Below are 11,990 nucleotides of genomic sequence, written 5' to 3'. Positions count from 1 at the left end.
CCCCGCTGACCACCACCGAACTGGACGCCGCAGGCGTGCTCGAACCGTCGCTGCGCACCGCCTACCGCCGCTGCCGGGAGATCAACGCCCGCTACGGCCGCACCTACTTCCTGGCCACCCGGATGCTCACCCCGGCCCAGCGCCCCGCCGTGCACGCCCTCTACGGCTTCGCCCGCTGGGCCGATGAGATCGTCGACGACCAGGGTGACGGGCGCACCCTGGCCCAGCGCCGGGCCGCGCTGGACGAGCTGGGCGCGGATCTGGCCGAGGGGTTCGCGCAGGGGCACAGCAGGCACCCGGTGCTGGCCGCGGTGGTGGACACCGTGGCGCGCTACGACATCGACCGCGGCTACTTCGCCGACTTCCTCACCTCGATGCGGATGGACACCGAGGTCCGCGAGTACGCCACCTTCGCCGAGCTGGCCCGCTACGTGCGCGGCTCGGCCGAGGTGATCGGCCTGCAGGTGCTGCCGGTGCTGGGCACCGTGACGCCGAGGGCGGAGGCCGAACCGCACGCCGCCGCGCTGGGCGAGGCGTTCCAGCTCACCAACTTCCTCCGCGACGTCGGCGAGGACCTCGACCGGGACCGGGTCTACCTGCCGCTGGAGGAGCTGGCCGCCTTCGGCGTGGACCGCGAGCGGCTCCAGCACTGCCGGGCGCGCGGCCACACCGACCACGCGCTGCGCGCCGCACTGGCCCACCTGGTCTCCCGCACCCGGGCCACCTACCGCCGCGCCGCACCGGGCATCGCCATGCTGGCCCCGGTCTCCCGCCCCTGCGTGGCGACCGCTTTCGAGCTCTACCAAGGCATCCTGGACGAGATCGAGGCCGCCGACTACCGGGTCCTGGACCGCCGAGTGGTGGTGCCCAAGGCCCGCCGCCTGGCCGTGGCCCTCCCTGGGTTCGGCCGAGCGGTCCTGGCCCGATGGGCCTAACCCACCCCCGCCGTGTTGGCCGTTCTCGTACCCCGTGTTGGCCGAACTCGTACGGGTCGTTGGCCGTTGTGGACGGCAGGGGTCCGTCGGTGCGGCGAAACCGGCCAACACACCGTACGAGTTCGGCCAACACTCCGTACGACAACGGCCAACACTCGGGTGGGGGGCTAGGCCGAGTCCCGGCGGACCAGCTCGACCGGGAGCATGCGGTTGGGATGGGCGACCTCGTTGCCGCGCAGGCGTTCGCGCAGGATGGCGACCATCTCGCGGACCTGCGCGCCGGGGTCCTGGCGGATGGTGGTCAGGCTCGGCTGGGCCTGCTGCACCACCGAGGGCAGGTCGTCGAAGCCCACCACCGCAACGTCCTCGGGCACCCGGCGACCGGCCGCGCGCAGCACCCGCAGCGCGCCCACCGCCATCAGGTCGCTGGCCGCGACCACCCCGTCCAGGTCCGGCACCCGGGCCAGCAGTTCAGTCATCGCGCGCTCGCCGCCCTCCAGGTTGAACTCCGCGGGGGCGGAGCAGTGTGCGGCCTCGGCTCCGGCCAGGCCCAGTGCGGTGCGCCAGCCGGTGAGCCGGTCCACCGCGGCGGCCTGGTCGGCGGGGCCGCACACCGTCACGATCCGCTTGCGACCCTGGGCGATCAGCAGTTCGGTGGCCGCGCGGGCGCCGCCCTCGTTGTCCACCGTGACCACGTCCAGGCCCTGCTCGCCGCGCCACGGGCGGCCGCCGAAGACCACCGGGATGCCCAGCGAGCGAACCGCATCCGGCAGCGGGTCGCCGCGGCGCGGGGTGAACAGCAGCGCGCCGTCGGTGTGCCCGGAGGCCAGGAACCGCACCACCCGCTCGACCTCCTCGGGGGAGCGGGCGATCAGCAGCGCCATCTGGGCGTCCACAGTGGACAGTTCGTGGTGCGCGGCGCGGATCACCGCGGCGAAGAACGGGTCCTCGAACAGCTTCTCGCCCGGTTCGGAGAGCACCACCGCCAGGGTGCCGGTGCGCCGGGTGACCAGCGAGCGCGCGGCCTGGTTGGGCCGGTAGCCCAGCTCGGCCACCGCGCGCTGCACGGTCTCCCTGGTCCGCGCGCTCACCCGGCTCGCGCCGTTGACCACGCGGGAGACGGTCGCCCTGGAGATGCCCGCGTGCGCGGCGACATCCTCCAGCGTCGGCCGGGCCGGTCGTTCCGCCACTTGCGCACCCCTGTTCCCGCTGTCGTGTTCCCGCCAAGCGTAACCGGTCGACTTGCCCGCCCACCTGCGCGGAAGCGCTCCCATGCCGAGGCTGTGAGCTGGGCGGAACCGGTCACGGAACGATGTCGGATCTTCGGTCGTGACTTGACATGTGACCCCGGCCACCCAAGAGTGAGAGCGCTCTCACTCAGTATCGCCGATCCAGTTGCCGATCAACAGCTCGACACCCCGGTCGAGGAGGACCAATGACCAACATCGCGACGCGCCGGGCGGTGGCGCTCGCGGCTGCCGCCGTCCTGGCCACCGGAACCGCCGCCTGTGGTGGTTCCGCGGACGACGGCAAGATCAAGATCACCGTGGGCACGTTCAGCGACTTCGGCTACGAGGCGCTGTTCGCCGACTACGAGAAGGCGCACCCCAACATCAAGCTGGAGGCGCGCAAGCTGGAGTTCGACGCCCACCACTCGCAGCTGGCCACCCAGCTCGCCGGGGGCAGGGGCGCGGCCGACGTGGTCGCCATCGAGGAAGGCTGGCTGGCCCAGTTCCGCACCTCCAAGGACAAGTTCGTCAACCTGGCCGAGCTGGGCGCCAAGGACCTCAAGGACCAGTGGGTGTCCTGGAAGTGGAACCAGGGCATCCTCGACGACGGCAACTTCGTGATGGGCCTGGGCACCGACATGGGCAGCCTGGCGCTGTGCTACCGCAAGGACCTCTTCGCCGAGGCCGGTCTGCCCACCGAGCGCAACGAGGTGGCCAAGCTGTGGCCGACCTGGGCCGACTACGCCAAGGTCGGCGAGCGGTTCAAGGAGAAGGTCACCAAGGCCAAGTTTGCCGGCTCCGCGGAGAACATCTTCACCGCCAAGCTCAACCAGAGCGAGGAAGGCTACTTCGCCAAGGCAGACGACCGCTTCATCGCCGACACCAACCCGGCGGTCAAGGACGCCTTCCTGCTGGCCGGTGCGATGGGCGCCAAGGGCCTGACCGCGGGCGTCAAGCCGTTCACCCCGGAGTGGACCGTGGCACTCAAGCAGGGCAGCTTCGCCACCGAGACCTGCGCGGCCTGGGCGCTGGCCCAGATCAAGTCCGGCGCCGGTGACGAAGCCGCGGACAAGTGGGACGTCACCTCGGTGCCCGGCGGCAGCGGCAACTGGGGCGGCTCGTTCCTGACCGTGCCCAAGCAGGGCAAGAACACCAAGGAAGCCTACGAGGTCGCCAAGTACCTCACCGCGCCCGAGCAGCAGAAGAAGATCTTCGCCAAGACCGGCAACCTGCCCAGTGAGCCCTCGGTCTACAAGGACCCCGAGGTGCTCGGCAAGGTCGACCCGTACTACAACGACGCGCCGGTCGGCCAGATCTTCGCCTCCTCCGCCGACAGCCTCAAGCCGAACTACCGCGGCACCAAGGACTCCAAGGTCCGCCCGCGCTTCAACGAGGCGCTGGCCCGGATCGAGCAGGGCAAGGCCACTCCGGAGGCGGGCTTCGGCGAGGCGGTCACCCAGTCCCGCAACGAGGTGAAGTAGCTCGATGGCGGCCCCGGTCACCGACCGTCCACTTCGGACACCCCAGCAGCCGTCGTCGCGCAGGCGGCGGTGGCCGCTGGCCCGTGTGGACGCCAAGTTCACCCCGTACCTGTTCGTCAGCCCGTTCTTCCTGATCTTCGGGGCCTTCGGGCTGTTCCCGCTGCTCTACACCGCGTGGGTGTCGCTGCACGACTGGCAGCTGGTGGACGGCGAGCAGGGCTTCGTCGGCCTGGACAACTACACCGCCCTGTTCGGCGACCCGAACTTCTACAACGCGCTGGGCAACACGGTGAGCATGTTCCTGCTCTCCACCGTGCCCCAGCTGCTGGCCGCGCTGGGCCTGGCCGCGCTGCTGGACCGGGGGCTGCGCGGGCGGACCTTCTGGCGGGCCGGGCTGCTGCTGCCCAACGTGGTCTCGGTGGTCGCGGTCGCGCTGGTGTTCACCCAGATCTTCGGCCGCGACTTCGGCATCGTGAACTACCTGCTGGAGCTCATCGGCCTGGACCGGGTCAACTGGCAGGCCGACTCCTGGTCCTCGCACCTGGCGGTCAGCGCGATGGTGATGTGGCGCTGGACCGGCTACAACGCGCTGCTCTACCTGGCCGCGATGCAGTCGGTGCCACGGGAGCTGTACGAGGCGGCCACCGTGGACGGCGCCTCCCGGTGGCGGATGTTCTGGTCCATCACCGTGCCCAGCATCCGGCCCACGATCCTGTTCACCATCGTGGTCTCCACCATCGGCGGCATGCAACTGTTCGTCGAGCCGACCCTGTTCGACCCCAAGGGCGCCTCCGGCGTCGGCGGCAGCGACCGGCAGTTCCAGACGCTGACGATGTACCTGTACGAGAAGGGTTTCCGGTTGTTCGACGCCGGGTACGCCGCCGCCATCGCCTGGGTGTTGTTCCTGGTGGTGCTGGTCTTCGCCCTGGTCAACTTCACGCTGGCGCGGCGTATCGCGTCCAAGGGGTGAGGCCGGTGCCGACCACTCGACGGCCGGGTTTCCTGGTCTACGGCCTGCTCTCGGCGTTCCTGCTCGCCTCGGTGTTCCCGCTGTACTTCTCCTTCGTGGTGGCCTCCAAGGACAACTCCGCGATCGGCGACAAGGTGCCGCCGCTGATCCCCGGCGGGAACCTGTTCGCCAACATCGCCAGGGTCTTCGACACCGTGGACTTCTGGCTGGCCATCCAGAACTCGCTGATCATCGCCTCCACCGTGGCGGTGGCCAACGTGCTGTTGTCCTCGCTGGCCGGGTTCGCCTTCGCCCGCCTGCGTTTCCGTGGCCGGGACTCGCTGTTCCTGGTGGTGGTCGGCACCGCGATGGTGCCCACCCAGCTGGGCGTGATCCCGCTGTACATGCTGATGTCCGAGCTGGACTGGTACGGCCAGCTCCAAGCGGTCATCCTGCCCGCGCTGGTGGGCGCGCTCGGCGTGTTCATGATGCGCCAGGCCTGCGAGGAGACCGTGCCGCACGAGCTGATCGAGGCGGCCAGGGTGGACGGCTGCTCGGTGCTGCGCACCTTCTTCACCGTCGCCCTGCCCGCGATCCGCCCGCAGGCCGCGGTGCTGGGCATGCTCACCTTCATGACCGCCTGGAACGACTACTTCTGGCCGCTGATCGTGCTGGACCCCAACGACAGCCCGACCGTGCAGGTCGCGGTGTCCACGCTGGCCAGCGGCTACTACACCGACTACTCGCTGATGCTGACCGGGGCCACACTGGGTGTGCTGCCGGTGATCGCGCTGTTCCTGCTGCTCGCCCGGCACATCGTCGGCGGGATCATGCAGGGCGCCGTCAAGGGATGAGGGGAACTTGACCACAACCGACTCTGCCGACCGCTCCGTCGCCGCGCCGGCCGCCAGCCGAGCACCGCTGGCCTTCCCGCCGGGATTCGTCTGGGGCACCGCGACCTCGGCGTTCCAGATCGAGGGAGCGACCACAGTGGACGGTCGAGGACCGTCCATCTGGGACACCTTCGCGGCCACTCCCGGCAAGGTGGAGGGTGGTGACACCGGCGAACCCGCCTGCGAGCACTACACCCGGTACCCCGAGGACATCGCGCTGATGAAGCGGCTCGGCGTGTCCAGCTACCGGTTCTCCCTTGCCTGGCCCCGCATCCAGCCCACCGGCACCGGCCCGGCCGAGCCGCGCGGACTGGCCTTCTACGACCGGCTGGTGGACGCCCTGCTGGAAGCCGGCATCGAGCCGATGGTGACGCTCTACCACTGGGACCTGCCGCAGGCGTTGCAGGACAAGGGCGGCTGGGTCAACCGGGACACCGTGGACCACTTCACCGAGTACGCCCGGATCGCGCACGCCCACCTCGGCGACCGGGTCAAGCAGTGGACCACGCTCAACGAGCCGTTCTGCCCGGCCTACCTGGGCTACGGCATCGGCATCCACGCCCCCGGCATCGCCGACCCGGCCTCGGCGCTGGTGGCCGCGCACCACCTGCTGCTGGCGCACGGGCGGGCGACCACCGCGATGCGCGCGCAGGCCCGGCCGGGCCAGCAGTTCTCGCTGGTGCTCAACTTCAGCACGGCCAGGCCCGCGGTGGCCGACGAGGCGCACCTGGCGGCCGCGCGCAAGGTCGAGGGCCTCTCCGGCAGGCTGTTCCTGGAACCGGTGCTGCGCGGGGACTACCCGGCCGACGTGCTCTCCGAGGTGGCCCACCTCAACGCGCTGGCCCCGGCCATCCGGGACGGCGACCTGGCCGAGATCGCCGCGCCGATCGACTGGCTCGGCGTGAACTACTACAACCCCACCAGGGTGGCCCCCGCCGCCGACCCGCTGTTCGAGACCCCCGGCGCGCTGCCGGGCCTGCGCGGGGTGGAGATCCTGCCGCCGGAGGGCCCGCTGACCCACACCGGCTGGGAGCAGGAGGCCGCCGCGCTGACCGACCTGCTGCGCTGGCTGGCCGAGCAGGCGCCGGGCATGCCGTTGCTGGTCACCGAGAACGGCTCGGCCTTCCCCGACGAGGTAAGCCCGGACGGCCAGGTGCACGACCCCGAGCGCACCGCCTACCTGCTGGCGCACCTGCGCGCGGTGCACGCCGCCATCCAGGCCGGCGTGGACGTGCGCGGCTACCTGGCCTGGTCGCTGCTGGACAACTTCGAGTGGGCCTTCGGCTACGACAAGCGCTTCGGCCTGGTGCACGTCGACTTCGCCACCCAGGCCCGCACCCTCAAGGACTCCGCACACGCCTACGCCAAGGTCGTCACCGACAACGCGGTCCCCACCGACTAGCGAGTGTTGGCCGAAGTCGTACGCGGTGTTGGCCGTTGTGGACGGCTGGATCCCACCAGCCCGGTCCACACCGGCCAACACACCGTGCGACTTCGGCCAACACACGGTACGAGATCGGCCAACACACCGTGCGAGATCGGCCAACACGCGGGGTGGGGTCACCGGGTGACGCCTCGCTCCTGGAGCAGTTGGTTGAGCATGCGCAGGCCGTAGTAGACCCGGGACTTCACCGTTCCCGGTGGCACGCCGAGGATGCGGGCCGCCTCGTTGACCGTGCGGTCGCGCAGGTAGGTCTCCCGGATGGCCTCCCGGTGCTCCTTGCTCAGCTGGTTGAGCGCGTCGGCCACGGTGATGCTGATGACCACGTGCTCGGCCTCATCCCGCACGGTGGCCTCGCCCAGCTGGGTCAGGTCCACCTCGGTGGGCCGGGCTTTGCGGTGGCGGACCCCGTCCACCACGATCCGCCTGGCCACGGTGAACAGCCACGGCAGCACCTCATCGGCCTCCGGGCGCAGCTTCCCGGCGTTGCGCCAGGCGCGCAGCCAGGTCTCCTGAACCACGTCCTCGGCCCACTGGCGGTCGCCGCCGGTGAGTGCGGTGGTGAACCGCAGCAGCCGCCTGCCGAAGTTCAGGTCGAGCCACTCGAGGAGTTCCGCGCCCGGATGCGCGGGGCCGTGGGCTCTGCGGTGGTGGACGCGAAGTTGCTCTGGCATGGCGACATCGTGCTGTGCCCCGGGCATGACCCAGCGTAGTTTCATACCTCGTATGTGACCCAGATCACCTTTTTTCGGTAATCGCGGATTTGGTCCTGAACCACCCCTGAGGGAGATCCGTAGTCCAGGGCGTTGGGCGTGATGTGCAGTGGGAAAGGTGACCGAGATGAAAATCAGCGGCAGTAAGGCCCCCGCGTTGGCGGCGATAGCCTTCGCCGCCGCATTGTCCACCGCCGCCTGTGGCGGGGACGGCGCCCCCAGGGCCGGCGGCAGCGGCGATTCCGGCGAGGTCCCGGCGAGTTTCCAGCCCGGCCACGAAAGCTCGTTGATGCACGCCAGGCAGGTCGCCGGACTTGGTTCGGTAATCACCGACCACGAGGGCTACACCCTGTACCGATTCGACAAGGACACCGCCAAACCGGCGAAGTCCAACTGCGTCGACGCCTGCGCCGCGCAGTGGCCACCCGTGCTCGCCAACGGCAACTTCCAGGTCGAGGGGATCGATCCGGCGCTGGTCAACACGATCCTGCGCGCCGACGGCGAACAGCAGGTCACCGTGGGCGGCTGGCCGCTGTACCGCTTCGCCAAGGACGCCAGGCCCGGCGAGTCCAACGGACACGGCAAGGGCGGCACCTGGCACGCGGCCACCCCCGACGGCAAGAAGGCGGCGGCACCGGCGAATGGAGGCAACGCAAGTGGCAACTGACCGATCCGTCCGCACCCGGCTCCTACGGGGCAGCGCGCTCACCGTCGCCGCCGCGGCCGTCGCGCTCGCCCCCGCGGGGGCCGCGCTGGCCGACGAGACCACCGGGGCGCCGCCACCCCCCGCCAGCTCCAAACCGGCCGCACCACCGCCATCGGCCAAACCGGCGCCCACCCAGCCGGTCACCCAGCCGGACGACGAGACCTCCGGGCCCGGCTGGGAGCAGACCAACTACGGCCCGCTCGGGCCCGCCGACCGCGACCTGCTGGTCAAGGTGCGCCAGGCCGGCCTCTGGGAGATGCCCATGGGCGATGAAGCCCAGGTCAGGGCGGCGGCACCGCGGGTGAAGGAGGTGGGCAGGCTGATCATGAAGGACCACGAGGTGCTGGACACCAGGGTCAAGAAGGTGGCCGCCACCCTCGGCGTCCCGCTGCCCGATGAGGCCAGTCCCGACCAGCAGGGCTGGATGGCCGAGCTGCGCGGGGCCACCGGCGAGGCGTTCGACCAGCTCTTCGCCGACCGGCTGCGCGCCGCGCACGGCAAGGTCTTCACCGTGGTCGCCGCGGTCCGCTCCGGCAGTCGCAACAACCTGGTCCGCGAGTTCGCCCAGGAGGGCATCAACGCGGTGATGCGGCACATGACGCTGCTGGAGAGCACCAGGCTGGTCAACTTCCAGGAGCTGCCACTGCCGCCCAACCCCGGCGCCGCGCCACCGCCCTCGGCCGCGCCCAGTTCCAGTGCCGGGGCCGCCGCGCCGCCGGACACCACCAAGGCGCCGGCCGCGCCCAAGCCCTCGGTGCGGGCCAAGCCGACCCCGGCCGCGCCGGCCGGCGAGCCGGTGGAGCCGCCGCAGCAGCGGGACGTGGCCAACGCCAGCTCCTCCTCCTGGGCCGACGACGCCGGTGGCGGCGGGATGATCCTGCTGGTGCTGCTGCTGTGCACCGGGCTGGCCGCGGCCACCATCGGGGTGGTCCGGTTCGTGCAGTCCAGATAGGCAACCCGGCATTGTCTGGAGCGAGTCCAACAATGGAGTTGTTCCAGTCGAGCTCGCCTCCGCAATTCGTTCAGTGCGCCCACGAGGTAATCGAGCTGCTGAAAGAGGGGAGGTATTGACTCTCATTCGCACTGCCCGGCCGTGCCTCCCCGTTCGCCACGGCCGGGCAGGCGCCCACCACGCCGCCCGGGTTTCGCCTCGCCCCATTTTCTCCCGAGTCGCTGGAGGCATCCGGTGTTGAGCCCACTCGCCGACATCACCGCGTTGGACGCGATTCTCGCCCAGATCTCCCCGCACGACACCGGCGTCCGTCAGGTGGCCGCGCTCTCCGCGAGGCTGGCCTACGCCATGATGTGCTTCACCCTGGTCTGGGGCGTGCTGACCGCCACCGGGTGGGTGCGGCGCACCACCAGCAGACAGGCCCTGCGCAGCGGCCACATGATGCTGGCGGTGATGACCATCGCCTTCGGCTCCCTGCACGGCTTCGCCTTCGTCTTCGTCACCGACATCGACTTCGGCCTGTTCAAGGTCCTGGTCCCGTTTGCCGAAGGCGGCCTGGCCCGGCACGCGGCCGGGATCATCGGGCTGCAGCTGATGACCGCGGTGGCCATCTCGGTGACGGTGCGCCGGTGGCTGGTCTACCGGCACTGGCTGCGCTTCCACCAGCTCGGCTACCTCGCGGTCGGGCTGACCGTGATCCACGCCTGGCTGGGCGCGGCCGCCAACGGCAACCTCGCGCTGCTGCAGACCGCCGGGATCACCCTGGTGGTGCCGGTGATCACGTTGACCGCGCTGCGCTTCCTGCCGCCGAGGCTGCTCACCAAGGTCGGGTTGGTCTCGGCCGAACCGGCGGTCCAGCCGGTGCACCAGGACCCGGCCGCGCCGCCCAACCCGCGCGCCGGGAAGGTCGGGGTCAGCGTGGACAACGAGCGGTGCCAGCGGTACGGGATCTGTGAGACCGCGGCGCCGGAGGTGTTCCAGCTGGTGGAGGACGGGCGGCTGCGCTACGACACCAGCCCGCACGCGCAGTTCGCCACCCAGGCCAAGGCCGCGGCGCGCTGCTGCCCGATGCGCGCGATCACCGTTCAGGAGCGTGTCAAGTGAGGAAGAAGGAACGCGTGGTGGTGGTCGGCGCCGGTGTGGCCGGGCTGCGCACCGCGGAACGCCTGCGGGAGCTGGGCTACGCCGACGAGATCGTCCTGGTCGGCGCCGAGCAGACCCCGCCGTACCACCGGCCGCCGCTGTCCAAGCAGCTGCTCTGCGGCAAGCTGCGGCCCAGTGACCTGCTGCTGCCCAGCTACACCGAGCTGGACGCGGTGTGGCGGCTGGCCACCCCGGTGCTGGGCCTGGACCCGCGCCGCCAGGTGGTGCACCTGCCCGGCGGCGAGGAACTGCGCTACGACGGCCTGGTGATCGCCACCGGCGTGGAACCCCGCCACCTGCCAGGGGTTCCGGTGCACGACCCCAGGGTGCACTTCCTGCACACCGTCGAGGAGGCGCTGGCCCTGCGGCAGAACCTGCAGCGGACCCGCCGTCCGCTGGTGGTGCTCGGCGCCGGGTTCATCGGCTGCGAGCTGGCCTCCACCGCGCACCACCTCGGCGGTGAGGTCACCATCGTCGGCCGGTCGAAGTCGTTGCTGGGCAAGGCCGTCGGCCCGCAGCTGGCCGAGCGGATCACCGAGCTGCACCGCGGCAACGGGGTCGACCTGGCGCTGGGGGAGCGGGTGCTGCACTGGCTGCCGCAGCAGCAGGGCGTGGTGCTCAACCTCTCCAGCGGCCAGGTGATCGTGGCCGGCGCGGTGGTGGTGTGCGCCGGTTCGGTGCCCGCGGTCAACTGGCTGCGCGGCTCCGGCCTGACCATCGACGACGGCGCGCTCTGCGAGCCGACCTGCCACGTGCTCGGCCGTGGTGACATCGTGGCCGCCGGGGACGTGGCCCGCTGGCCCAACCTGCGCTTCGACGCCCGCCCCCGCCGGGTCGAACACTGGCTCAACGCGATCGAGATGGGCCGCCACGCCGCGGAAAGCCTGCTGGCGGGCCGGGCCGCGGCCAAGCCGTTCACCCCGATCCCCAGGTTCTGGTCCGAGCAGCACGGCATGCGCATCCAGGGCGCTGGCCTGCCCGCCCTCGGCGAGGACACCGTCCAGCTGCTGCCGTCGTCCCGGCCGGACCAGAGCGTGACCGGCTTCGTCTCCGGCGGCCGCCTGGTCGGCCTGGTCGCGCTGAACAGCCCGCAGGCCCTGCTCACCTGGACCGCCGAGCTGGACCGCCAGACCAGGCCGCGCCTGCACGCCCCCGCGCCCGCCTCGGTCGCCACCATCACCCCCGCGCGCCCTCCCGCCGCGCGGGGCCGGGTGCCGGGACCGGTCACACCCCCGCCGTTCCCGGCACCCACCCTCGGCCAGCCCACCCCGCCGCCGTTCCCGCCACCGCAAGGCATCCCGGTCCCGGTGGCCGCACCCCGCCCCGGCGGCCCGGCCTCCGGCCCCATCCCGATGCCCCCGGCCCGCCCGATCCCGCGGATGGCCCCCAAACCCCCGACCCGCCAGTGGTCCTTCACCGAACCCGCCGAGCTCGACGCCCCCGCCAACGGCATCTCCCGCCAGCTCCGCCGCCGCCGCACCAGCTGACCGCTCCCGCACGCCGTGTTGGCCGTAGTTGGACGGTGTGTTGGCCGTTCTGGTACCCCGT

11 protein-coding genes are annotated in these 11,990 nt (G+C 71.3%); 9 read left to right on the top strand and 2 right to left on the bottom strand.

Going from position 1 to position 11,990, the window contains the following annotated elements:
- Positions 1-5 precede the first annotated feature (5 nt).
- Positions 6-935: a phytoene/squalene synthase family protein gene (locus N8J89_RS28195; RefSeq protein WP_283666266.1), complete on the top strand. Its 930-nt coding sequence runs from the start codon at positions 6-8 to the stop codon at positions 933-935.
- Positions 936-1,102: 167 nt separating this feature from the next.
- Here the strand turns inward: N8J89_RS28195 and N8J89_RS28190 are convergent, their stop codons facing one another.
- Positions 1,103-2,125, bottom strand: coding sequence for a LacI family DNA-binding transcriptional regulator (locus tag N8J89_RS28190; protein WP_283660029.1), 1,023 nt, complete (start codon positions 2,123-2,125; stop codon positions 1,103-1,105).
- 245 nt (positions 2,126-2,370) lie between these two features.
- Between N8J89_RS28190 and N8J89_RS28185 the strand changes: the two genes are divergently transcribed.
- The 4 genes from N8J89_RS28185 (at position 2,371) to N8J89_RS28170 (ending at position 6,889) form a co-directional block, all read left to right on the top strand.
- Positions 2,371-3,645: an extracellular solute-binding protein gene (locus N8J89_RS28185; protein ID WP_283660028.1), complete on the top strand. Its 1,275-nt coding sequence runs from the start codon at positions 2,371-2,373 to the stop codon at positions 3,643-3,645.
- A 4-nt stretch (positions 3,646-3,649) separates the two neighbouring features.
- Positions 3,650-4,615, top strand: coding sequence for a carbohydrate ABC transporter permease (locus N8J89_RS28180; RefSeq protein WP_283660027.1), 966 nt, complete (start codon positions 3,650-3,652; stop codon positions 4,613-4,615).
- A 5-nt stretch (positions 4,616-4,620) separates the two neighbouring features.
- On the top strand, positions 4,621-5,448 hold the full coding sequence (locus N8J89_RS28175; RefSeq protein WP_283660026.1) for a carbohydrate ABC transporter permease: 828 nt from the start codon (positions 4,621-4,623) through the stop codon (positions 5,446-5,448).
- 67 nt (positions 5,449-5,515) lie between these two features.
- Positions 5,516-6,889, top strand: a complete 1,374-nt coding sequence (locus tag N8J89_RS28170; RefSeq protein ID WP_283666265.1) for a GH1 family beta-glucosidase — start codon at positions 5,516-5,518, stop codon at positions 6,887-6,889.
- Between the two features lie 158 nt (positions 6,890-7,047).
- Here N8J89_RS28170 and N8J89_RS28165 read toward each other — a convergent pair whose 3' ends face one another.
- On the bottom strand, positions 7,048-7,602 hold the full coding sequence (locus tag N8J89_RS28165; RefSeq protein WP_283660025.1) for a sigma-70 family RNA polymerase sigma factor: 555 nt from the start codon (positions 7,600-7,602) through the stop codon (positions 7,048-7,050).
- Positions 7,603-7,768: 166 nt separating this feature from the next.
- Here N8J89_RS28165 and N8J89_RS28160 point away from each other — a divergent pair, with 166 nt between their 5' ends.
- The 4 genes from N8J89_RS28160 to N8J89_RS28145 all read left to right on the top strand — a co-directional run bounded on the left by N8J89_RS28160 (position 7,769) and on the right by N8J89_RS28145 (position 11,929).
- Positions 7,769-8,308, top strand: coding sequence for a hypothetical protein (locus tag N8J89_RS28160; RefSeq protein WP_283666264.1), 540 nt, complete (start codon positions 7,769-7,771; stop codon positions 8,306-8,308).
- Positions 8,298-9,299 (top strand): DUF4142 domain-containing protein, encoded by a 1,002-nt coding sequence (locus tag N8J89_RS28155; protein ID WP_283660024.1) that lies wholly within the window; start codon positions 8,298-8,300, stop codon positions 9,297-9,299. The genes N8J89_RS28160 and N8J89_RS28155 overlap by 11 nt, the downstream gene beginning before the upstream one ends.
- 234 nt (positions 9,300-9,533) lie before the next feature.
- Positions 9,534-10,403 carry a 4Fe-4S domain-containing protein gene (locus N8J89_RS28150; RefSeq protein WP_283660023.1) on the top strand — a complete coding sequence of 290 codons (870 nt, stop codon included), beginning with the start codon at positions 9,534-9,536 and terminating at the stop codon, positions 10,401-10,403.
- A complete protein-coding gene (locus N8J89_RS28145) occupies positions 10,400-11,929 on the top strand; it encodes an NAD(P)/FAD-dependent oxidoreductase (RefSeq protein WP_283660022.1) in 1,530 nt (509 codons plus the stop codon). Before N8J89_RS28150 ends, N8J89_RS28145 begins: the two co-directional genes overlap by 4 nt.
- The last annotated feature ends 61 nt before the right edge of the window (positions 11,930-11,990 follow it).

Source organism: Crossiella sp. CA-258035 (assembly GCF_030064675.1).
GTDB lineage: Bacteria > Actinomycetota > Actinomycetes > Mycobacteriales > Pseudonocardiaceae > Crossiella.
This window is presented reverse-complemented; position numbering and strand designations above follow the sequence as displayed.

What these genes read in the sequence shown, in the direction of transcription:
- N8J89_RS28185 (WP_283660028.1), top strand. Translation starts at nt 2,371, where the DNA reads ATGACCAACATCGCGACGCGCCGGGCGGTGGCGCTCGCGGCTGCCGCC.
- N8J89_RS28180 (WP_283660027.1), top strand. Translation starts at nt 3,650, where the DNA reads ATGGCGGCCCCGGTCACCGACCGTCCACTTCGGACACCCCAGCAGCCG.
- N8J89_RS28165 (WP_283660025.1), bottom strand. Translation starts at nt 7,602, where the DNA reads ATGCCAGAGCAACTTCGCGTCCACCACCGCAGAGCCCACGGCCCCGCG.
- N8J89_RS28160 (WP_283666264.1), top strand. Translation starts at nt 7,769, where the DNA reads ATGAAAATCAGCGGCAGTAAGGCCCCCGCGTTGGCGGCGATAGCCTTC.